General features: G+C 60.7%; 17 protein-coding genes. 5 read left to right on the forward strand and 12 right to left on the reverse strand.

Features of this window, described 5'->3' with window-relative positions; translation table 11 throughout:
- Positions 1 to 12: 12 nt before the first annotated feature.
- The 4 genes from BK662_RS03460 (at position 13) to BK662_RS03475 (ending at position 3,649) form a co-directional block, all read left to right on the forward strand.
- Positions 13 to 402 (forward strand): RidA family protein, encoded by a 390-nt coding sequence (locus BK662_RS03460; protein ID WP_123356725.1) that lies wholly within the window; start codon positions 13 to 15, stop codon positions 400 to 402.
- Between the two features lie 151 nt (positions 403 to 553).
- Positions 554 to 1,318: an IclR family transcriptional regulator gene (locus BK662_RS03465; RefSeq protein WP_123356727.1), complete on the forward strand. Its 765-nt coding sequence runs from the start codon at positions 554 to 556 to the stop codon at positions 1,316 to 1,318.
- A 39-nt stretch (positions 1,319 to 1,357) separates the two neighbouring features.
- The gene (locus BK662_RS03470) at positions 1,358 to 2,575 is read left to right on the forward strand and encodes an amino acid deaminase (protein WP_123356730.1); all 1,218 of its coding nucleotides are present in this window, start codon (positions 1,358 to 1,360) and stop codon (positions 2,573 to 2,575) included.
- Positions 2,576 to 2,716: 141 nt separating this feature from the next.
- Positions 2,717 to 3,649: a sugar kinase gene (locus tag BK662_RS03475; protein ID WP_123356732.1), complete on the forward strand. Its 933-nt coding sequence runs from the start codon at positions 2,717 to 2,719 to the stop codon at positions 3,647 to 3,649.
- A gap of 143 nt (positions 3,650 to 3,792) precedes the next feature.
- Here BK662_RS03475 and BK662_RS03480 read toward each other — a convergent pair whose 3' ends face one another.
- Positions 3,793 to 4,068, reverse strand: coding sequence for a peptidylprolyl isomerase (locus tag BK662_RS03480; RefSeq protein WP_007898282.1), 276 nt, complete (start codon positions 4,066 to 4,068; stop codon positions 3,793 to 3,795).
- Between the two features lie 66 nt (positions 4,069 to 4,134).
- Positions 4,135 to 6,672: a PAS domain-containing hybrid sensor histidine kinase/response regulator gene (locus BK662_RS03485; protein ID WP_123356734.1), complete on the reverse strand. Its 2,538-nt coding sequence runs from the start codon at positions 6,670 to 6,672 to the stop codon at positions 4,135 to 4,137.
- Positions 6,673 to 6,791: 119 nt separating this feature from the next.
- Between BK662_RS03485 and BK662_RS03490 the strand changes: the two genes are divergently transcribed.
- Positions 6,792 to 7,901, forward strand: coding sequence for a PilT/PilU family type 4a pilus ATPase (locus BK662_RS03490; protein ID WP_123356848.1), 1,110 nt, complete (start codon positions 6,792 to 6,794; stop codon positions 7,899 to 7,901).
- A gap of 308 nt (positions 7,902 to 8,209) precedes the next feature.
- Here BK662_RS03490 and BK662_RS03495 read toward each other — a convergent pair whose 3' ends face one another.
- The 10 genes from BK662_RS03495 to BK662_RS03540 all read right to left on the reverse strand — a co-directional run bounded on the left by BK662_RS03495 (position 8,210) and on the right by BK662_RS03540 (position 21,310).
- Positions 8,210 to 10,165 (reverse strand): acetoacetate--CoA ligase, encoded by a 1,956-nt coding sequence (locus tag BK662_RS03495; protein ID WP_123356736.1) that lies wholly within the window; start codon positions 10,163 to 10,165, stop codon positions 8,210 to 8,212.
- A 148-nt stretch (positions 10,166 to 10,313) separates the two neighbouring features.
- Positions 10,314 to 11,087: a 3-hydroxybutyrate dehydrogenase gene (hbdH, locus tag BK662_RS03500; protein WP_123356738.1), complete on the reverse strand. Its 774-nt coding sequence runs from the start codon at positions 11,085 to 11,087 to the stop codon at positions 10,314 to 10,316.
- Positions 11,088 to 11,094: 7 nt separating this feature from the next.
- Entirely contained in the window at positions 11,095 to 12,486 is a 1,392-nt protein-coding gene (locus BK662_RS03505; RefSeq protein ID WP_123356740.1) for a GntP family permease, read from the reverse strand.
- A 280-nt stretch (positions 12,487 to 12,766) separates the two neighbouring features.
- Complete coding sequence (locus BK662_RS03510) at positions 12,767 to 14,182, reverse strand: sigma-54 interaction domain-containing protein (RefSeq protein ID WP_123356850.1); 1,416 nt, start codon at positions 14,180 to 14,182, stop codon at positions 12,767 to 12,769.
- A 154-nt stretch (positions 14,183 to 14,336) separates the two neighbouring features.
- Positions 14,337 to 15,911 (reverse strand): ABC transporter ATP-binding protein, encoded by a 1,575-nt coding sequence (locus BK662_RS03515; RefSeq protein ID WP_123356742.1) that lies wholly within the window; start codon positions 15,909 to 15,911, stop codon positions 14,337 to 14,339.
- Positions 15,912 to 15,925: 14 nt separating this feature from the next.
- Positions 15,926 to 16,948 carry an ABC transporter permease gene (locus tag BK662_RS03520; RefSeq protein ID WP_123356744.1) on the reverse strand — a complete coding sequence of 341 codons (1,023 nt, stop codon included), beginning with the start codon at positions 16,946 to 16,948 and terminating at the stop codon, positions 15,926 to 15,928.
- A complete protein-coding gene (locus BK662_RS03525) occupies positions 16,948 to 18,009 on the reverse strand; it encodes a microcin C ABC transporter permease YejB (protein WP_123356746.1) in 1,062 nt (353 codons plus the stop codon). The genes BK662_RS03520 and BK662_RS03525 overlap by 1 nt, the downstream gene beginning before the upstream one ends.
- Positions 18,009 to 19,877 carry an extracellular solute-binding protein gene (locus BK662_RS03530; protein WP_123356748.1) on the reverse strand — a complete coding sequence of 623 codons (1,869 nt, stop codon included), beginning with the start codon at positions 19,875 to 19,877 and terminating at the stop codon, positions 18,009 to 18,011. The genes BK662_RS03525 and BK662_RS03530 overlap by 1 nt, the downstream gene beginning before the upstream one ends.
- A 135-nt stretch (positions 19,878 to 20,012) precedes the next feature.
- Entirely contained in the window at positions 20,013 to 20,294 is a 282-nt protein-coding gene (locus BK662_RS03535; protein WP_007898306.1) for a peptidylprolyl isomerase, read from the reverse strand.
- Positions 20,295 to 20,428: 134 nt separating this feature from the next.
- Entirely contained in the window at positions 20,429 to 21,310 is an 882-nt protein-coding gene (locus BK662_RS03540; protein ID WP_123356750.1) for an esterase/lipase family protein, read from the reverse strand.
- Positions 21,311 to 21,494 lie beyond the last annotated feature (184 nt).

Genomic DNA, 21,494 nt, shown 5'->3' on the forward strand with positions numbered 1-21,494 from the left:
GGAGAAACACCCATGAGCATTACTCGTTACGGCACCGGCAGCACCGCCGGTGGCGGCCAGCCCCGTCCTTTCGCCCGCGCCGTCGAAGCCGATGGCTGGCTGCACGTGTCTGGCCAGGTGCCGGCGCTGGATGGCGAAATTATCGTGGGCGGCATTGTCGAGCAGACTCACCAGACCATGAAAAACCTGATCGCGATTCTGGAAGAGGCCGGTTACGGTCTGGAAGACGTGGTCCGCACCGGCGTGTGGCTGGAAGATCCACGGGATTTCTGGAGTTTCAATAAGGTATTTTCCGAGTACTTCAAAAGCGAACACGCACCGGCGAGGGCTTGCGTACAGGCGAGCATGATGGTCGATTGCAAGGTTGAGATTGATTGCGTCGCGTACAAGAAAAAGGCCTGAACCGAGAGCGCGGCTGATTGGCCCTTGTAGGAGCTGCCGAAGGCTGCGATCTTTTGGCGTTTTTGGATGAGCCGCAAGAGCAGGATCAAGATCAAAAGATCGCAGCCTGCGGCAGCTCCTACGGGGGCGAATTTGAATGGGGACCTGAAACATGACCGAAGACACCATCAAGCGCCGGGCTCGCGGTCTGGACCGGGCGTTCGACATTCTCGATTTCCTCAAGGAAATCGGCCAGCCCCTGCGCCCGAACGAAATCGCCAGCGGCATCGGCAGCCCGAAATCCACGGTCTACGAACTGGTCGCCTCCTTGTTGGAACGGCGAATTCTCGAGCCCGTGGGCAAGGACGGTCACGTTTACCTCGGTCGTCAGCTGTACTTCCTCGGGCAGGCACATTTGCGCCATTTCGACCTGACCCGCGAGGCCGATCTTGCCTTGCAAGAGATCGTCAGCCAGACCCGCGAAACCGCGCAGATGTGCCTGCTCAACGGGCGCAAATACACCGTGGCGTTGATGAAAGAGGGCGAGCGACATTTCCGCATTTCCTCGGACATCGGCGAGAACGCGCCGATCCCCTGGACCGCTTCCGGGCGCCTGTTGCTGGCGCACCTGAGCGATCAGCAGATCGTCGATTTGATCGACCCCGACGACTTCATCCTGCCCGGCGGTGAACACCTGCCGCTGGAGCGATTTCTCGAGGAAATCCGCCAGGCCAGTATCGATGGGTTCTTTTCCTTCGATAGCGTCGCCGACACCTTTACCCATTGCTTCGCCGCCCCGGTCAAAGACCCGAACGGCGTGGCCATTGCGACCCTGTGCATCGTCGCCCCACGGGCCGATGCGAAGAACAACTACAACGACTATCGCCGGGTGCTGATCGACAGCGCCAACAGCCTCGCCCGGCGTATCAACGAATAACAGCGGCTGCCTGCGGCCGCGAATGTGAGGAGTTCGACCATGTCTTCTGCCAAAAATACTGCCGCCGTGGAAAAAGGCTTTGCCCACACAGGCGCCAATCTTGTGCGCGACGTCAGTCTGCCGGTGCTGGTGCTGCACCGCGAAGCGCTGGAACACAACATTCGCTGGATGCAGGACTTCGTCAGCAACAGCGGCGCGGAACTGGCGCCGCACGGTAAAACCAGCATGACCCCGGCACTGTTTCGTCGCCAACTGGACGCCGGTGCCTGGGGCATCACCCTGGCCAGCGCCACGCAAACCCGCGCGGCTTACGCCCATGGCGTGCATCGGGTGCTGATGGCCAACCAATTGGTCGGTACGCCGAACATGGCGCTGATCGCTGACCTGTTGGCAGACCCGACCTTCGACTTCTATTGCATGGTCGATCACCCGGATAACGTCGCAGACCTCGGCGCGTATTTCGCTTCGCGCGGCGTGCGCCTGAACGTGATGATTGAGTACGGCGTGGTCGGCGGTCGTTGCGGTTGCCGCACCGAAGCCGAAGTGCTGGCGCTTGCCGAGGCGATCGCGGCTCAACCAGCGCTGGCATTGACCGGCATCGAGGGTTACGAAGGGGTGATTCACGGCGATCACGCGGTGAGCGGCATCCGTGAGTTCGCCGATTCCCTGGTGCGTCTGGCGGTGCAGTTGCAGGACAGCGGTGCGTTCGCCATTGCCAAGCCGATCATCACGGCGTCGGGTTCGGCCTGGTACGACCTGATCGCCGAGTCGTTCGAAGCGCAGAATGCCGGCGGGCGTTTCCTCAGCGTACTGCGCCCCGGCAGTTACGTGGCCCACGACCATGGCATCTACAAAGAAGCGCAATGCTGCGTGCTCGACCGTCGCAGCGACCTGCACGAAGGTTTGCGCCCGGCACTGGAAGTCTGGGCGCATGTGCAGTCGTTGCCGGAACCGGGTTTTGCGGTGATCGCCCTGGGTAAACGCGACGTTGCCTATGACGCCGGTTTGCCGGTGCCGTTGTTGCGTTACAAGGCCGGTGTGGTGCCGGCGATCGGCGAGGATGTGAGTGCCTGCAAGGTGACGGCGGTGATGGACCAGCACGCGTTCATGACCGTGGCGCCGGGGGTTGAGTTGCGGGTGGGCGACATCATTTCGTTCGGTACTTCGCACCCGTGCCTGACGTTCGACAAGTGGCGCATTGGGTGTTTGGTGGATGAGCAACTGAATGTCATCGAAACCATGGAAACCTGTTTTTAAGGTTCGGAACCGAGGCGCGGCGTTCGCGAGCAAGCCCGCTCCCACATTGGATCTTCAGTGTTCACAAGACCCCTGTGGGAGCGGGCTTGCTCGCGAAGACGTCCGCCCAGACACCACCGAAACACCAGAGACCCCATAACGATGAGCAGCATCAGCCCCCTGGGCCCCAACACCCCGCGCATCGCCCTGATTGGCGAATGCATGATCGAATTGCAGCAGCGCGCCGACGGCACGCTGCAACAAGGCTTCGGCGGCGATACCTTGAACACCGCGGTCTACCTGGCCCGTGAGCTGGGCGATGGCGGCACGGTGGATTACGTCACCGCCCTGGGCGATGACAGCTTCAGCGACGCGATGTGCCAGAGCTGGGCCAGCGAAAACATTGGCCTGGACATGGTCCAGCGTTTGCCCGGTCGCTTGCCCGGCCTGTATTGCATCCAGACCGATGCGGCCGGCGAGCGGCGTTTTCTCTACTGGCGCAACGAAGCGGCAGTGCGCGATTGCTTCACCACTCCGGCCGCCGCGCCGATTCTGGCGGCGCTGCCGGATTACGACGTATTGTATTTCAGCGGCATCACCTTGGCGGTGCTTGGTGTGCAGGGGCGGGAAAAACTTCTGGAAACCCTGATCGAAGCCCGGCAGCGGGATGCGCGGATCGTGTTCGACAACAACTACCGGCCACGCTTGTGGGCGTCGATTGAAGAGGCACGGGCGGCTTATCGCAGCGTTCTGCCTTATATCGACCTGGCGTTGCTGACGGTTGATGACGAGCAGGCGCTGTTCCACTTTTCCGATTGCGCGGCGGTGTTTGCCGCTTACAAACAGATGGGCACGCCCGAAGTGGTGCTCAAGCGCGGGGCCGAGGCGTGTCTGATTCGCTGTGACGGTGAGTCGTTCGAAGTGCCGGCGCAGGTGGTAGAGCGGGTGGTGGACACCACGGCGGCGGGGGATTCGTTCAGTGCGGCGTATTTGGCGTGTCGGCTTAAGGGTGGAAGCCCGGTCGAGGCTGCCGAGGCGGGGCATCGGTTGGCGAGTCGGGTGATTCAAGTGCCGGGAGCACTGATCCCGAGATAAGCGGTGGATGGCCGCTTGCTGCGCAATCGGATCGCGAGCAGGCTCGCTCCCACATTGGATTTGTGAGTTGCCAAAGATCGCAACTACACCACCGAACCTTGTGGGAGCGAGCCTGCTCGCGATGAGGCCCTAAAGTCAACCCATCAATCCCGATAAAACACCTGCACCAGGTGATACCCGAACTTGCTCTTGATCGGCCCATGCACCACCCGCAGTGGTTTTTTGAAGATCACCGCATCGATCACGCCGACCATCTGCCCGGGCCGCACTTCGCCCAGGTCGCCGCCGCGTTTGCCGGAAGGGCAGGTGGAGTATTTCTTGGCCAGCACATCGAAGGCTTCGCCCTTGGCGATGCGTTGTTTGAGCTGCTCGGCTTCTTCCGAGGTTTTCACCAGGATATGGCGGGCTTGGGCTTTCATTGGCAGTACCTTGCAACGGTGGTGGCTATGTTGGTGCCAGCGTGGGGCGCGCGATTATGCCTTAACTCAGTCCGCTTGGCCGATCATCGTGCGAATCTTGTTGGCCAACAGGTCAATGGAAAAGGGTTTGGCCACCATGTCCATGCCTTCTTCCAGGAAACCTTGGCGTTCGGCGGCTTTCTCCGCATAACCGGTCATGAACAGCACCTTCAGATCCGGGCGATGCTGACGCGCGATTTCCGCCAGTTGCCGACCGTTCATGCCCGGTAGTCCGACATCGGTCACCAGCAGATCGACCCGCAGATCGGATTCCAGCAAGGGCAGGGCGGCCTTGGCGTCTTCAGCTTCATGAGCGTGATAACCCAACTCATTGAGCAGGTCGAGCACCAGCATGCGCACCGCCGGATCGTCTTCCACCAACACCACGGTTTCACCGGCAACCGCTGCCGGTGTTTCGCCGGTGAGCGGTTCCAGAGTGTGCTCCGGCACCGCAACGTGCAGCCGTGGCAAATACAGGCGAACGCAGGTGCCCTGGCCCGGCAGGCTGTGAAGGCTGACGTGCCCGCCCGACTGCTGGGCGAAGCCATAGATCATCGACAGCCCAAGGCCGGTGCCCTGGCCGATGGGTTTGGTGGTGAAGAACGGGTCGAAGGCCTTGGCCAACACTGAGGGGGTCATGCCGGCGCCGTTGTCGCTGACGGCAATCATCAGGTAATCCCCGGCCCTGACCGGCTCCAGGGGAGTGATGTCGCTACCGTCGAGGTGAACGTTGGCGGTTTCGATCAGCAGCTCGCCACCTTCGGGCATCGCATCCCGGGCATTGATGACGAGGTTGAGCAGAGCATTTTCCAGTTGGCTGACGTCAGTGCTCACCGGCCAGACTTCATCGGCCAGCTGCATTTTGAGCTCGATATGATCGCCCTTGGTTCGGCGGAACAAATCTTCCAGGGAATGCACCAGCTGGTTGGCATTCAGCGGCTTGCGATCCAGCGACTGACGCCGGGAGAACGCCAGCAGGCGATGGGTCAGGGCGGCGGCGCGGTGGGCCGAAGACACCGCGGCTTCGGTAAAACGACCGATCTCGGCGGCACGCCCGTCGGCGATGTAGCGCTGCATCAAATCGAGGCTGCCGATGATTCCGGTGAGCATGTTGTTGAAGTCATGGGCGATGCCGCCGGTGAGCTGTCCCACCGCTTCCATTTTCTGCGCATGCCGCAAGGCGTCTTCGGCGCGCTCGCGTTCGAACATCTCGTTTTGCAGCCGCTGGTTGGCTTCGGCCAGTTGTTGAGTGCGGGCGCTCACGCGCTCTTCAAGGGTTTCGTTGAGGTTGCGCAGGGCTTCTTCAGTCTGTTTGCGCTCGGTTTCGTCGATCACGAAGATGTAAAAACCATTGACCGCGCCGTCCGAGCCATGACGGGGCAGGTAGTTCATCAAGGCCTGACGGGTGCTGCCGTCGCGGTGCGCGGCGCTGATGCTGAAACTGCAGGCCTTGCCTTTCAGCGCCTCGGCAATGTATTCGGCGCGCAGGGCGTAGGCTTCGTCGCCCAGCACTTCCCGGATGGTGCGGCCATAAAGCTCCTGGGGCGTCAGGCCGTACCATTCCAGATAGGCGGCATTGTTGAGGCGAAAGCGCTCCTCGCTGTCGACGTAACTGATCAGGATCGGCATGGCGTTGATGATCAGTTGCAGCTCGGTCTGGCTCTGGCGCAAAGCCTGTTCGATGTGTTTGCGTTCGGTCAGGTCCAGCGCGGCGCCAAGGAAACGGATGGGCCGGCCATGATGGTCCTTGTAGCAGCGGCCTCGGGCAAACACCCAGCGCAATTGGCCGTCGGGCTGCAGCAAGCGATATTCCTCGGCGTACTCGCTGCCATGGGTGATGCAGTGTTTGATGCTGCGGGCAATCATGGCGCGGTCTTCCGGGTGAACGCCGTGGAGGTATTCGCTGATGGGCAGCTGGCTGGCCATGGTCGGGTCGATGCCATGCAATTGGGCGAAATGGGCATCGGCGATGAAACGGTCTTCGCCGATGTCCCAGTCCCAGGTGCCGACCGCATCGGTGGCGGCCAGCGCCAGTTGCAGGCGCTGCTCGGTTTCGTGCTGAGCCTTGAGGCTCGCGGCGGAGCGTTGCTCGAGTTCCAGGGCGATGCGGCGGCGCTCGTTGGTTTCGATGGCTGTGACCAGAATCCCGGCGACCTCGGCGCTTTCATTGCGAATGGGGCTGTAGGTCAAATCCAGCCAGAAGTCGGAATCTCGCCCATCGCGCTGCAAGGTAAAGCGCTGTTCGCTGTAGGTTCGCACCTGGCCTTGTAGGACGGCGCTGTAAATCGGGTCGGTGAAGTCTTTCAGTTCTGGCCAGATCAGGTGCGTCGGTTGTCCGAAAGCGTGTGGGTGCTTGCTGCCGGCGAGGAAGGCGAAGCCATCGTTGTAGATCTGCGTGAGCTGCGGCCCCCACAGCAACAGCATCGGCATGGGCGAGTGGATCACAATGTCCACGGCGGTGCGCAGGCTCTGCGGCCAGTGATCGGCGGCGCCCAGCGGGTTGTTTGTCCAGTCCAGTCGAGCAATCAAGGCCTGGGCGTCGCTGGCGGTCGGTGGTGCGTTCATTACAATGTCCTGCGCGTCAGTCGGTGTGGCGGCGTCTACTATCCTTGCATGGCGGTAGACGCTGGATGACCCGTTTTGGGTCATTTTTTCAATTGAATGCTTCGCGGGTGCTTTTTGCCATGGAAATCGATGCACTGTTGCAAATTCTGGCCAGCCGCAATGGCTCCGATCTTTACCTGTCCACGGGCGCGCCACCCAGTGCGCGATTCGACGGTGTGCTCAAACCCTTGGCCGAGCAACCATTCAAGCCCGGAGAAATCGCGGTCATCGCGGCGTCCATCATGGACGCTGAACAGCGCCTGGAGTTCGATCGCGAACTGGAGATGAACCTGGCGCTTTCCCTGGTCGGCGTCGGGCGCTTTCGGCTCAATATCTTCAAGCAACGCAACGACGTGTCTATCGTGGCGCGCAACATCAAACTCGACATTCCACGCTTCGAAGACCTCAAACTGCCACCGATGCTGCTCGAAACCGTGATGCTCAAACAAGGGCTGATATTGTTCGTCGGTTCGACTGGCTCGGGCAAGTCGACCTCGCTGGCGGCACTGATTGATTACCGCAATCGCCACAGCAGCGGCCATATCATCACCATCGAAGACCCGGTCGAGTTCATCCATCGGCACAAGAAGTCGATCATCAACCAGCGTGAGGTCGGCGTAGACACCCGCAGTTTTCATGCTGCGTTGAAAAACACCCTGCGCCAGGCGCCGGACGTGGTGCTGATCGGCGAAATCCGTGACCGCGAGACTATGGAGCACGCGCTGGCGTTTGCCGATACCGGTCATCTGGTAATTTCTACTTTGCATGCGCACAACGCCAATCAGGCTCTGGACCGCGTGATCAACTTCTTTCCCGAAGAGCGCCGGGCGCAACTGCTCCATGACCTGGGCAATAACCTCAAGGCCTTTGTTTCCCAGCGTTTGGTGCGTACCCGCGATGGGCAGCGCCGGGCGGCGGTGGAGATCATGCTGGGAACGCCGACCATCGGCGACCTGATCCGGCGCAATGAGCTTTCCGAGCTCAAGGGGATTATGGAGAAGTCGTCAGAGGCGGGGATGCAGACGTTTGATGGGGCGCTGTTCGAGCTGTTTGCCGAGGGCGCAATTGATGAGGCAGAGGCGCTGAAACATGCAGATTCGGTGAACAACTTGCGCCTGCGGCTGAAAATGCACGCCGAGGCTACGCCTGGGCCCCATACGCCGCCGGGGGAATGGGGATTAGTGGACTGACGGGGCCGCCGCTGATCAAAAATGTGGGAGCGAGCCTGCTCGCGATAGCGGTGTGTCAGGCGACATCAATATTGATTGACCCGGCGCCATCGCGAGCAGGCTCGCTCCCACAGTGGATCTATGGCTTCAATCGTTCAGTGCCTGGGCCCCATGCATCGCCGGGGATGGGGGTTAGTGGACTGATGGGGCCGCCGCTGATCAAAAATGTGGGAGCGAGCCTGCTCGCGATAGCGGTGTGTCAGGCGACATCAATATTGATTGACCCGGCGCCATCGCGAGCAGGCTCGCTCCCACAGTGGATCTACGCTTCAATCATCCAATTCAGGGCGGTCACGAAACTGCTCCAGCGCCTCGGGATTGGCCAGTGCGTCGGTGTTCTTCACCTTCTGGCCATGCACCACATTCCTCACCGCCAGCTCGACCACCTTGCCGCTGATGGTCCGCGGAATGTCCGTCACCGCGACAATCTTCGCCGGTACATGCCGTGGTGTGGTGTTGGCGCGGATGACCTGGCGAATCTGTTGTTGCAGCGCTTCGTCCAGCTCGACACCGTCACGCAACTTCACGAACAGCACCACTCGCACGTCATCCTGCCATTGCTGGCCAATGGCGACGCTGTCCAGCACCTGCGGGACTTTCTCCACCTGACGATAGATTTCTGCCGTGCCGATGCGGACACCGCCGGGGTTGAGCACCGCGTCGGAGCGGCCGTGGATCAGCATGCCGCCGTGAGGCAGTTCCTCGGCGTAATCGCCCTGGGCCCAGACGCCGGGGAACAGGCTGAAATAGGACTTTCGCAGCTTCTCCCCGTCAGGGTCATGCCACAGGCCGATGGGCATGGCCGGAAAATGTCGGGTGCATACCAGTTCACCTTTTTCCCCGATCACAGGTTGCCCGTCGTCGTTCCAGACTTCGACCGCCATGCCCAGGCTCTTGCACTGCATTTCGCCACGGCGTACCGGCAGCACCGGATTGCCAATCACAAAGCACGAAACGATGTCGGTGCCGCCAGACATCGAGGACAGGCACAGGTCGGACTTGAACGCGCGGTAGACGTAATCGAAGCTTTGCGGCGACAGCGCGGAACCGGTGGACAGCACGGTTTTCAGGCTGCTCAGGTCATGACTTTCGCACGGCTTCACGCCGTTGCTTTCCAGCGCGGTGAGGAACTTGGGGCTGGTGCCGAAGACGTTGATGCGTTCGTCGTCGATCAGATCGATCAAACGCTCCGGGCCTGGATGAAATGGCGAGCCGTCATACAGCACCACGGCGCTGTCGACGGCCAGGGCCGAGACCAGCCAGTTCCACATCATCCAGCCGCAAGTGGTGTAGTAGAACAAACGGTCGCCGGTACCGAGATCGGTGTGCAGGCCATGTTCCTTGACGTGTTGCAGCAGCACGCCGCCGGTGCTGTGAACAATGCACTTCGGCACGCCGGTGGTGCCGCTGGAGTAGAGGATGTACAGCGGATGAGCGAAGGGCACGGGAACGAATTGCGGCTCGCCGTCCGGGTCGTAGAAATCGTCCCACAGCGTCACGTTGGCCTGGCTGCGGAAGTCTTCGATGTGCGCCTGGGGGCGTGCGTAAGGCACAACGATCAGCTGCTGCAAGGACGGCAGTTGCCCGAGGATTTCGTTGACCTTGGTCGTCTGGTCGATGTCCTTGCCAGCGTAGCGGTAACCGGCGCAGGTGATCAGCACTTTAGGCTCGATCTGGCCGAAACGGTCGATCACCCCATGAGTACCGAAATCTGGCGAGGAACAAGACCAGATCGCGCCCAGACTGGTGGTGGCGAGCATCGCCACCAGGGTTTGCCAGGTGTTCGGCATGCACGCGGCCACGCGGTCGCCAAGGCCGACACCGGCGGCTATCAGGCCGTTTTGAAAACCGGCGACATGGCTCGCCAATTCGGCCCAGGTCAGTTGTTCCCGTTGGCCGTTTTCGCCGATGGCCACCACCGCCACGGCATCGTCGCGACGGCGCAGCAGGTGTTCGGCGAAGTTCAGGGTGGCGCCGGGGAACCACTGGGCGCTGGGCATTTGTGTGCCCTCCATCAGCACAGCGTCTGGCTGATCGTGAAAACGGATGTCGAAGAAATCGACGATGGCCTGCCAGAAAGCTTCCCGCTGATCGATGCTCCACTGGTGCAGGGCAGGGTAGTCGGCGATTTCAAGGGAGTGTCGCTGACTGACGAAGCGCCGGAAGGCCTCCATGCGGGTCTTGCTGATGCGCTCGGTGCCGGGTTGCCAGAGGATGTCGGACATGGCTTGGCCTCTTTTTCTTATGTGTACACAGTCTACTGTGGCGAGGGAGTTTGCTCCCGCTGGACAGCACAGCTGTCCCAAAACCGATTTACGACTGCTTCGCAGCCGAACGGGAGCAAGCTCCCTCGCCACAGGGGTTACCGGTGGTTCATTGCGCCAACCACCCACCATCAATATTCCACGCAGCGCCACGCACCTGGCTACCGGCCTGGCTGCATAAAAACAGCACCAACTCACCCAGCTGCGGCGGGGTCACGAATTCCAGGGACGGTTGCTTCTCGGCCAGCAAATCATGTTGCGCCTGCTGCGGGTCGATCCCGGTCGCGGCGCGATCATCGATCTGCTTCTGCACCAGCGGCGTCAGCACCCAACCCGGGCAGATGGCGTTGCAGGTGACGTTCGTTGTAGCCGTTTCCAGGCCGACCACTTTGGTCAGGCCGATCACGCCATGCTTGGCCGCAACATAAGCCGCCTTGCCCACCGAACCGACCTGGCCATGCACGGAGGCGATGTTGATGATCCGTCCCCAGCCCTTGGTGCGCATCCCCGGCAAACTTAAACGGGTGCTGTGAAACACCGACGACAGGTTGATCGCAATGATCGAATCCCAGCGCTCGACCGGAAAATCTTCCACCGACGCCACGTGCTGGATGCCCGCGTTGTTGACCAGGATATCCACGCCGCCGAACTCACGCTCGGCGTACTCGATCATATCGGCGATCTGCGCCGGGTCGCTGACGTCGGCCGGGTGATGGCCGACCTTGCCGCCGAATTGTTCGACTTCGGCAATCACCCTGGACGCATCGCCGAAACCGTTGAGGATCAGGTTGGCGCCAGCCTTGGCCAGGCTCAGGGCGATTCCCAGGCCGATGCCGCTAGTGGAACCGGTGACCAGTGCGGTCTTGCCCGAAAGAGTCGTCATGAATACCTCACACAATGCCAGTGGCGTAGAAAGTACCGATCACCACAAAAACAGCGAGTGTCTTGATCAGCGTAATACAGAAAATGTCTTTGTAGGCCTCGCGGTGGGTCAAACCGGTGACCGCCAGCAAAGTAATCACCGCGCCGTTGTGCGGCAGGGTGTCCATGCCGCCACTGGCCATCGCGGCGACCCGGTGCAGCACTTCCAGCGGAATATTGGCGGCGTGGGCGGCGCTGATGAACGTCTCGGACATCGCCGCCAGGGCAATGCTCATGCCGCCCGACGCCGAACCGGTGATGCCGGCCAGCAGGGTCACGGTAATCGCTTCGTTGACCAGCGGGTTGGGAATGCTTTTGAGCCAGCCGGACAGCACCAGAAAACCCGGTAGCGACGCGATTACTGCACCGAAACCGTATTCCGATGCGGTGTTCATCGCCGCCAGCAGCGCGCCGCTGACCGCACTTTTACTGCCTTCAGCCAACTTGCCGCGAATCGTCTGAAAGGCGAACACCAGCACCATGACGATGCCCACCAGCAAGGCTGCCTGGACCGCCCAGATCGCCGTCAGTTTGGCGATGTCGGTGGTCACCGGTGCTGCCATTCCCGGTAGTGCGAGGCTGTGGGTCTTGCCGTACCACAGCGGAATCCAGCGGGTGAACAGCAGGTTCATCAGGCCCACCATCAACAGCGGCGAGAGTGCGATCCACGGGTTGGGCAGCTTGATGTCCGGCGCTGTTTCCGGCTCGTTGCGCAGCTCTGAACCATAACCTTCACCGCTGCGCTGGGCCTTGTTGCGCTGGCGCTGGAGAAACAGCATGCCGGCGCAGAACACGAAAATCGTGCCGATCAATCCTAGCCACGGTGCCGCCCAGGCGGTGGTGTTGAAGAAGGTGCTGGGGATGATGTTCTGGATCTGCGGCGTGCCGGGCAGGGCATCCATGGTGAACGAGAACGCGCCGAGGGCGATGGTCGCCGGGATCAGGCGCTTGGGGATATTGCTCTGGCGGAACATCTCGGCGGCAAACGGGTAGACCGCAAACACCACCACAAACAGCGACACGCCGCCGTAAGTGAGCAGGGCGCAGACCAACACGATCACCAGCATCGCCTGACGAGTGCCGAGCAAACGAATTGCCGCTGCGACGATGGAGCGGGAGAAGCCCGACAACTCGATCAGCTTGCCGAACACGGCACCGAGCAGGAACACCGGGAAATACAGTTTGACGAAGCCGACCATTTTTTCCATGAACACCCCGGTGAAGACTGGGGCAACGGCGGAAGGGTCGGTGAGCAGGACGGCGCCGAGGGCGGCGATCGGGGCAAAGAGGATAACGCTGTAGCCACGGTAAGCAGCCACCATCAGCAGCGTGAGAGCTGCCAAGGCAATGATCACACTCATGGTGTGTCTCCTGGATTGTTATTTTTGTAGGGGAAGCTTTGTGGAAGGGCTGTAGCGAGTTTCGTGCCAGAAGATTAAGTTATTGAAATATAAGGTTTTATTCTGTTTTTTTTGAACGCTTGGAAGGCTGTGGTCTCTATTTTGAGACGTTCGGCGCCCAAAAAGATCGCAGCCTTCGGCAGCTCCTACAGGGGAACGCGGAAATCCACTGTAGGAGCTGCCGAAGGCTGCGATCTTTTGACCCTGAAAAACCTATCTACAAATGGAGATCAATGTCTCTTTATGGAGACTCCGCAATCCCCAACGCCACCATCTTCTTGTACAACGTCGACCGCCCCAGCCCCAGCCGAGCCGCCGCTTCGATAACCTTCCCGCCGCAGTGCGCGAGGGCGGATTCAATCAACTGCCGATCAAACCGCTCGCGAGCCTCACTGAAGGTTTCATGGGCAACCGGCTCGATGGCCAAGGGCGCCACACGCTGCACTGGCGTAAAACTGCCAATCGCCGCGCGGATATCCGCCGCGTTCAGCATCAAATCATCACTGAGCAAGGCGGCGCGCTCCAGGACGTTGCGCAGTTCGCGGATGTTCCCTGGCCAAGCGTGTTGACCCAATAAATCCAAAGCTTCGGGGTTCAGTTCGTGCTGACTGCGCAGCTCTTCGAGGATCGCTTCGCTGAGGGCCGGCAGGTCGTCGAGGCGATCACGCAGGGGCGGGACTTGAATCGGCAGCACGTTGAGACGGTAATACAAGTCGGCACGAAACTCGCCGCGTTTGATCGCCGCCTCCAGATCGGTGGAGGTGGCAGCGATCACTCGCACATCGCTTTGAATCACTTCGTTGGAGCCCACCGGCTCGAACTCCTTTTCCTGCAACACCCGCAGCAACTTGCTCTGCAGTGGCAGCGGCATGTCGCCGATCTCATCGAGAAACAGCGTGCCGCCCTGAGCGATCTGCAACTTGCCGGTGCGGCCCTTGCGATCGGCGCCGGTGAACGCGCCGGGGGCGGTGCCAAAGAACTCGGCTTCCAGCAGCGACTCGGGAATTGCCGCGCTGTTGATGCTGACGAAGGCTTTGTGCGCCCGAGGCGAGGCGCCGTGGATCGCCTGGGCCAGCAGCTCTTTGCCGGTACCGGTTTCGCCCAGCAACAACACCGGTGACTCGGCACTGGCGCTGCGCCGGGCGCGGCGTTTGACTTCGAGGCTGGCGGCGCTGGTGCCGATGAAATGGGCGAAGTTGTACTTGGTCTGCCGCGCCCGCAGCAGCGAGCGAGTCGATGCCAGTTCTTCCTGCATGCTCAGGTAGCGCTTGAGCATCGGCGACAGGCTGCGCAATTCATCGAACAGGGCAAAACCGATGGCGCCGATAACCGCGCCGGCATCGTCGTGAATCGGCAGGCGCATCACCACCAGCGGTTCCTTGGGGGTGTCCTGCATGTCCAGCAGGATGGGGCGTCCAGTGCGCACCACCTCACGCAACAGGCTGCCGGGGATCACGCTTTCACAGGCCCTGCCGATTGCACCTTCGGCCGACTCGAGACCGAAGCGCCGGGCATAACGCTCGTTCATCCAGACGATGTTCGCATCGCGGTCGACAATCACCGTGCCTTCGCTCGATTGCTCGATGATTTCGAACAGCGAGCGGATCGCCAGGGTGCGAACGCGTTGGTAGTCCTTGAGGCTTTCGGTGGTGTTCATGGGCTTCTTGTCCAGAATGTGTGGTGTTTGTTCGGACCCCATCGCGAGCAGGCTCGCTCCCACACTGGATTGCATTAACACTTCAATTCAAATGTGGGAGCGAGCCTGCTCGCGATGGCCGCGATGCGGTCTGACGACATGACGCCGATTATGCCTACCCCGGATGCGCCGCCGCCAACAGCTCTTTGGTATACGGATGCTGCGGCGAACCGAACACATCGTGGCTCGCGCCGCTTTCCACCACTTTGCCATCCTTGATCACAATCATGTCGTGGGCCAGGGCGCGCACCACCGCCAGGTCGTGGCTGATGAACAGGTAGGTCAGGCCATGTTTCTCCTGCAGCTGGCGGAGCAGGGCGACCACTTGTTTTTGCACTGTGCGATCCAGCGCCGAGGTCGGTTCGTCGAGCAGGATCAGCGCCGGTTTGAGCACCAGCGCGCGGGCAATAGCGATGCGCTGGCGTTGGCCGCCGGAGAATTCGTGCGGGTAGCGATGACGGCTTTGCGGGTCGAGGCCGACTTCTTCCAGTGCCCGGATCACCTGGGCTTCGCATTCATCCGGGGTGGATTGGCTATGCACCTCAAGGCCTTCACTGATGATCTGCGCCACCGACATGCGCGGGCTGAGACTGCCGAAGGGGTCCTGGAACACCACCTGCATCTTCTTGCGCCACGGTCGCAGCTGCTTTTGCGTCAGGCCATCCAGCGCCTCACCCTGAAAGCGAATGCTGCCTTCGGAATCAAGCAAGCGCAGGATCGCCTGACCGAGCGTGGACTTGCCCGATCCGGACTCGCCGACGATGCCCAGCGTCTTGCCGCGCTGAACATTCAGGCTGATGCCATCCACTGCGCGCAGGTAAGTTTTACGCTGAAACAGGCCACCACCGATGGCGAACTGCACTTGCAGATTATCCACTTCCAGCACTTTTTCGCGCTCGTCCCGGGGCAGGGCTTCGCCTTCCGGTTCGGCGTTCAATAGTACGCAGCTGTAAGGATGTTTCGGCTCGGTGAACAATGTTTCGCAGGGCGCCTGCTCGACGATTTCCCCGGCACGCATCACGCACACCCGTTGGGCGATGCTGCGCACCAGATTGAGGTCGTGGCTGATCAGCAGCAGCGACATACCGAGCCGCTTTTGCAGGGATTTGAGCAGCAGCAGGATCTTGCGCTGCACCGTCACATCCAGCGCGGTGGTCGGCTCATCGGCGATCAGCAATTCCGGCTCGCAGGCCAGGGCCATGGCGATCATCACCCGTTGCCGTTGGCCGCCGGACAATTGATGGGGATAGGCCTTGAGCCGCTCTTCGGGTTTCTGGATGCCCACCAGTTGCAGCAACTCGAGAATCCGCGCTTGCGCCGCTTTACCGCCCAGCCCCTTATGCAGCAGCAGGGTTTCGCCGATCTGCTTTTCAACGCTGTGCAGCGGGTTGAGGGAGGTCATCGGCTCCTGGAAGATCATCGCAATCCGGTTGCCGCGCAGCTCGCGCAGGATCTTGACGTCGGCGCCGATCAGCTCCTGGCCACGATAGCGAATGCTGCCGGTGGTTTCAGTGCCGGTCTCGGGCAGCAGTTGCAGGATCGAGTGGGCGGTCACCGATTTGCCGGAACCCGACTCGCCGACCAGCGCCAGGCATTCGCCGGGGCGGATGTCCAGGCACAGGTTGCGCACCACGGTCTGGCCGCTGAAGGCCACGCTGAGGTCACGGATTTCGATCAGGTTGTCACTCATATCAACAGTCCGCGTCATGATCGTGGATCAAAGGCATCACGCAACGCCTCGCCAATGAACACCAGTAAAGAAAGAATCAGCGCCAGGGTGAAAAACGCCGTCAGCCCTAGCCACGGTGCTTGCAGGTTCTGCTTGCCTTGACCGATCAATTCGCCCAGGGACGCACTGCCGGCCGGCATGCCGAAACCGAGGAAGTCCAGCGCTGTGAGGGTGGAAATCGCCCCAGTCAGGATGAACGGCAGATAACTCAGGGTGGCGTTCATTGCGTTGGGCAGAATGTGCCGCACGATCACCTTGCGATCGGTCAGGCCCAGCGCACGGGCGGCTTTGACGTATTCGAGGTTGCGCCCGCGCAGGAACTCGGCGCGCACCACGTCCACCAGGGCCAGCCAGGAAAACAGCGCCATGATCCCCAGCAGCCACCAGAAATTCGGCTCGACGAAGCCCGACAGAATGATCAGCAGGTACAGCACCGGCAGCCCCGACCAGACTTCCAGCAAGCGCTGACCGATCAGGTCGACCCAACCGCCGTAATAGCCTTGCAGGGCACCGGCGGCGATGCCGATCAGCGCGCTGATGAAGGTCAGCGCCAGTGCGAACAGAATCGACACCCGCGCCCCGAAAATCACCCGGGCCAGCACGTCGCGGGCCTGATCGTCGGTGCCCAGCCAGTTGACCTTCGACGGCGGGCTCGGCGCTGGTTGATTGAGGTCGTAATTGGGCGTGTCGTCGCTGAACGGGATCGGTGGGAACAGTATCCAGCCGCCATCCTTGTGGATCAGCTTCTGTACGTAATCGCTGCGGTAGTCGGCCTGAAACGGTAGCTGCCCGCCAAACTCCTGCTCGGTGTGGCGTTTGAACGCCGGGAAATACAGCGAGCCCTGATAGCTGACCATCAGCGGTTTGTCGTTGGCGATCAGCTCGCCGCCCAGGGTCAGCAGGAACAGGCCGACAAACAACCACAGCGACCACCAGCCCCGGCGGTTTTTCTTGAAACGTTCGAAACGGCGACGGCCCAGCGGCGAGAGCTTGAACATCAGGCGTTCCTCGCGGCGAAGTCGATACGTGGGTCGACCAGGGTGTAGCAAAGGTCACCGATGATTTTTATCAGCAAGCCGAACAAGGTGAAGATGAACAGCGAACCGAATACCACCGGATAGTCCCGTGATACCGCGGCTTCGTAACTCATGCGCCCCAGGCCATCGAGGGAGAAAATCACTTCGATCAGCAGCGAACCGGCGAAAAAGACGCTGATGAAAGCCTGTGGAATTCCCGACACCACCAGCAGCATGGCGTTGCGAAACACATGGCCGTAAAGCACCCGGCGTTCGCTCAAGCCCTTGGCCCGGGCGGTGACCACGTATTGGCGCGTGATTTCATTGAGGAAGGAGTTCTTGGTGAGAATGGTCAGGGTGGCGAAACCGCCGACTACCAGCGCCGTCACCGGCAGCACCAAGTGCCAGAAGTAGTCAGCGATTTTGCCCAGGGTCGACAGCGATTCGAAGTTGTCCGAGACCAGGCCGCGCACCGGGAACCAGTTCAGCGAAGTACCGCCGGCGAAGACCACAATCAGGAACATCGCGAACAGGAACGCCGGCATGGCGTAACCGATGATGATCGCCGTGCTGCTCCAGATATCGAAATGGCTGCCATGGTGCACGGCCTTGCGGATGCCCAGAGGGATCGACACCAGGTAGGTGATCAACGTGGCCCAGAGTCCGAGGGAAATGGTCACCGGCATCTTTTCCAGAATCAGATCGGTGACCGTGGCGCCGCGGAAAAAGCTCTTGCCGAAGTCGAGGCGGGCGTAGCTCTTGAGCATCAGCCACAGGCGTTCGGGTGCCGGCTTATCGAAGCCGTATTGCTTTTCGATCTCCTTGATCAACTGCGGGTCGAGCCCGCGACTTGCACGCGAACTCCCTTGCAGGGCTTCGCTGGAACCGCCGCCGACATTCGCGCCGCCGATGCCTTGCAGGTGCGCGATGGCCTGTTCCACCGGGCCACCCGGTGCAGCCTGGACGATAACGAAATTGACCAGAAGAATGATCACCAGTGTCGGAATGATCAGCAGCAAGCGCCGCAGTACGTAAGCCCACATCAATGCGGCCCTCCGGGTTTGCCGCGTTTGATGAGCTCGGCAGTCATCTGTTGGTTGGTCAAGGGAGTGGAGCTCACTTCCCACCAACTCTCGATGGCTTCGTCATTGCTCGCCTGTACAGAGGGAATGCCGAAACGGTTCCACCACACGGTCGAGCTGCCTGGCGGGTAATAATTGGGAATCCAATAGAAGTTCCATTGCAGGACACGGTCCAGGGCATGGGCGTAGCGCAGCATGTCAGCCTGGGTTGTGGCGCGAACCAGGCCGTTGACCAGCGCATCGACCGCGGGGTTCTTCAGCACCATGTAGTTGTTGGAACCGGGATCGTTGGCCGCTACCGAGCCAAAATAGTTGTACAACTCGTTGCCCGGCGAAGTAGTGACCGGGTAGCCGGTGACGATCATGTCGTAGTCCCGGGACATCAGACGGTTTATGTACTGGGACGCGTCGATGCGGCGAATATTCAGGTCGATGCCGATTTGTTTCAGGGTGCGCTTATAAGGCAGCAGCAGTCGGTCCATGCCGTTCTGGCTGACCAGGAAAGTGAAGCTCAGCGGTTGACCTTCAGCGTTGACCAGTTGATCGCCATCGGGTTTCCAGCCCGCCTGTTCGAGCAAGTCCAGGGCTTGCAACTGTTTGTCGCGAATCACGCCGCTGCCGTCGGTTTTCGGTGCTTCGAAGACCTGGGTGAAGACTTCGTCGGGGATTTGCCCGCGCAGCGGTTCGAGAATCGCCCGCTCACCTGCGTCGGGCAGTTGCCGGGCTGCAAGGTCGGTATTGGAAAAGTAGCTCTGCTGGCGGATGTAGAGGTCGCGCATCATTTGCCGGTTGCTCCACTCGAAATCCCAGAGCATGGCCAGGGCCTGGCGCACGCGGCGGTCCTGAAACATCGGGTTTTGCAGGTTGAACACAAAGCCTTGGGACGGTTGTGGTGCCTGTGTTGCCAGGTGGGCTTTTTGCAGGCGGCCGTCGCTCAGGGCTGGACTCTCGTAGAGGATGGAGTAGGCGGTGGCGGAGAATTCGCGGTTGTAGTCATAGGCACCGCCGCGCAGGACCTGACGGGCGACGTCGGTGTCGCCGAAGTACTCGATGCTGAAATGATCGAAGTTGTAGAGGCCGCGGCTGACCGGTAAATCCTTGCCCCACCAGTCGGCGTTACGCTCGAAGGTGATGCTGCGCCCGGAGTCGACCTTGCTCACGCGATACGGCCCGCTGCCCAGCGGCGGCTCGTAACCACCGCCGTTGGCAAAGTCGCGGGTTTTCCACCAGTGCTCGGGAAATACCGGCAAGGTCGCGAGGTCCAGGGGCAGGGTACGGTTTTCGTTGCTCTTGAAGTCGAACCGAACGGTGAGTGGTGACTCCACTTCGACGCCTTTGACGTCGGCGAATTGGGTGCGATAGCGCAGGCTGCCTTGGGTCATCAGCAGGTCGAAGGTATAGCGCACGTCTTCGGCGATGATCGGCTTGCCGTCGGCGAAACGGGCCTTCGGATTCAGGTAGAAACGCAGCGACAGTCCGTCGTCGGAACGCTCCATCTGTTGGGCCACCAGGCCATAAACGGTATAGGGCTCGTCCAGCGAGCGCTGGGCCAGGGGCGAGTAGATCAAGCCGTCGATCTGCGTGACACCCGTGCCCTTGTCGATGTACGGCAGGATATGGTCGAAATGGCCGATTTCCATCGCCGAGCGACGCATCGTGCCGCCCTTGGGCGCTTGCGGGTTGGTGTAGGCGAAATGGCTGAAGCCAGCAGGATACTTCGCCGGTTCACCGTACACGGTCAACGCATGTTGCGGTGCGGCGTTCACACCGGTGGCGCCCAATAACAGGGCCACGGCAGTGAACAACAAAGTGGGGAAAACCAGTCGCATTGTCAGCCTTAGAGCCGGGTGGTCGATAACCACAATTTGTACGCTAGCGGCGCGTCCCTCGCCAGCCGTATCACGTAACGAAAACACAACGGCCCACCAAAAGGCGGGCCGTTATGTAACAAACTCAAGGGTTGATCAGTCCTGACGGCTGGTCACTTCCAGCAGGTGGTAACCGAACTGGGTCTTGACCGGGCCTTGCACCACGTTGATCGGCGCGCTGAAGACCACGGTGTCGAATTCCTTGACCATCTGGCCTGGACCGAACGAACCCAGGTCACCGCCCTGGCGGCTGGACGGGCAGCTGGAGTTGGCTTTAGCGACTTCGGCGAAGTCAGCACCGGCCTCGATCTGGGCTTTGAGTTCGTTGCACTTTTCTTCGCTGGAAACCAGGATGTGACGGGCAGTGGCTTTGGCCATGGGAAAATACTCCATTCAATGTTCAATAAAGTGCGGAGCCTACCGGATTCAGTGGGCTATTTCTCTCTCAAAGTTCCGTGAATATCAATTCCGTGGATATCAGTTCCGTCTATCGCGGGGCATCAAGGCATTGCTTAAAGGCCGGCATTTCTCAGGCGTTCGGCATGCTGTACGTACAGGGCGATCGGGTCGATGCCCTTGCGGACCTGACCGGTTGTCTGACCGAGGCTGTCCAGATGATCCAGCGGATAGTCCGAACCGATCACTTTCCCCAAATGGGCGCTGAATCGGCCGACCATGCCGTCATTCTGTTCGGCTTCGGTGGTGAAATAGTGGGAGAAGGCCCGCAGGAACCCGTGCAGCGGATTGAGTGCATGGAGCCCCTCATCGAGAATGTTTCCCTGCAGGATGCCGCTCCAGGAATAGTAGCGCACGCCGTTCACCAATTCGCGGCCCTTGCCGCCCCAGGCTTTTGGTAACCCTTGAGGGTACTTGTCGTTGAATGCGCCGACGCCTTCGGTGGTCAGTGCATTGAGCGCGGCGATGGCGTTCTGCGGCAGGTGCCGGTTGCCACTGAGCAACGACAGGAAATCGGCGAACAGGGTAGCCACCGCTCCGGCGACCTGTTCCGGCAGGCGCCCGGGCGTCAGCGCCTTGCGCAGGAAGTCGGCCAGTTCCGAGCCATGGTTCGGTCCGCTGACCGATGTCACCGAAGCGACCGCCTCCGGCGCCAGCGCCCCCGCATACCGTGTAGCCAGTGCCCCCTGACTGTGACCGATCAGGTTGACTTTGCTTGCACCGGTTCCTTGCAATACCCGGTCGATCTGCGCCAACAGTTGTTCGCCGCGGGTTTCATTACTGTGGGTGGCTGACAGGTGTGGGATGAAAACTCTCGCGCCGGCGTTTCTCAGGGCCAGTTTGACGTCGTGGAACAGTTCCAGGTTGCCGATGCGGTCGAAGCCGAAGAGCCCGTGGACCAGCAGGATCGGGTACTGAGTGGTTGCATTCCGTAGCATATACATTCCTTTTTCGCAGTAAGTCAGGTGTGTGCTCAAGGGGGCACTCTAAAGCACGCCACCCGCACGGCGATGTATGAAAAAGCCGCTGTAACCTGATGAAAAACGGAATAGAAATGGTACGAAAATTCGGATGAGCATGAGGTCTTGGTCGAAATATCCGGACATCTTTTTAACGATGACT

The organism is Pseudomonas frederiksbergensis, assembly GCF_003732275.1.
GTDB lineage: Bacteria > Pseudomonadota > Gammaproteobacteria > Pseudomonadales > Pseudomonadaceae > Aquipseudomonas > Aquipseudomonas frederiksbergensis_H.

Excerpts from the sequence above, each read along its gene's own strand:
- BK662_RS03460 (WP_123356725.1), top strand. The coding sequence starts at position 13 with ATGAGCATTACTCGTTACGGCACCGGCAGCACCGCCGGTGGCGGCCAG.
- BK662_RS03465 (WP_123356727.1), top strand. The coding sequence starts at position 554 with ATGACCGAAGACACCATCAAGCGCCGGGCTCGCGGTCTGGACCGGGCG.
- BK662_RS03470 (WP_123356730.1), top strand. The coding sequence starts at position 1,358 with ATGTCTTCTGCCAAAAATACTGCCGCCGTGGAAAAAGGCTTTGCCCAC.
- BK662_RS03475 (WP_123356732.1), top strand. The coding sequence starts at position 2,717 with ATGAGCAGCATCAGCCCCCTGGGCCCCAACACCCCGCGCATCGCCCTG.
- BK662_RS03480 (WP_007898282.1), bottom strand. The coding sequence starts at position 4,068 with ATGAAAGCCCAAGCCCGCCATATCCTGGTGAAAACCTCGGAAGAAGCC.
- BK662_RS03485 (WP_123356734.1), bottom strand. The coding sequence starts at position 6,672 with ATGAACGCACCACCGACCGCCAGCGACGCCCAGGCCTTGATTGCTCGA.
- BK662_RS03490 (WP_123356848.1), top strand. The coding sequence starts at position 6,792 with ATGGAAATCGATGCACTGTTGCAAATTCTGGCCAGCCGCAATGGCTCC.
- BK662_RS03495 (WP_123356736.1), bottom strand. The coding sequence starts at position 10,165 with ATGTCCGACATCCTCTGGCAACCCGGCACCGAGCGCATCAGCAAGACC.
- hbdH (WP_123356738.1), bottom strand. The coding sequence starts at position 11,087 with ATGACGACTCTTTCGGGCAAGACCGCACTGGTCACCGGTTCCACTAGC.
- BK662_RS03505 (WP_123356740.1), bottom strand. The coding sequence starts at position 12,486 with ATGAGTGTGATCATTGCCTTGGCAGCTCTCACGCTGCTGATGGTGGCT.
- BK662_RS03510 (WP_123356850.1), bottom strand. The coding sequence starts at position 14,182 with ATGAACACCACCGAAAGCCTCAAGGACTACCAACGCGTTCGCACCCTG.
- BK662_RS03515 (WP_123356742.1), bottom strand. The coding sequence starts at position 15,911 with ATGAGTGACAACCTGATCGAAATCCGTGACCTCAGCGTGGCCTTCAGC.
- BK662_RS03520 (WP_123356744.1), bottom strand. The coding sequence starts at position 16,948 with ATGTTCAAGCTCTCGCCGCTGGGCCGTCGCCGTTTCGAACGTTTCAAG.
- BK662_RS03525 (WP_123356746.1), bottom strand. The coding sequence starts at position 18,009 with ATGTGGGCTTACGTACTGCGGCGCTTGCTGCTGATCATTCCGACACTG.
- BK662_RS03530 (WP_123356748.1), bottom strand. The coding sequence starts at position 19,877 with ATGCGACTGGTTTTCCCCACTTTGTTGTTCACTGCCGTGGCCCTGTTA.
- BK662_RS03535 (WP_007898306.1), bottom strand. The coding sequence starts at position 20,294 with ATGGCCAAAGCCACTGCCCGTCACATCCTGGTTTCCAGCGAAGAAAAG.
- BK662_RS03540 (WP_123356750.1), bottom strand. The coding sequence starts at position 21,310 with ATGCTACGGAATGCAACCACTCAGTACCCGATCCTGCTGGTCCACGGG.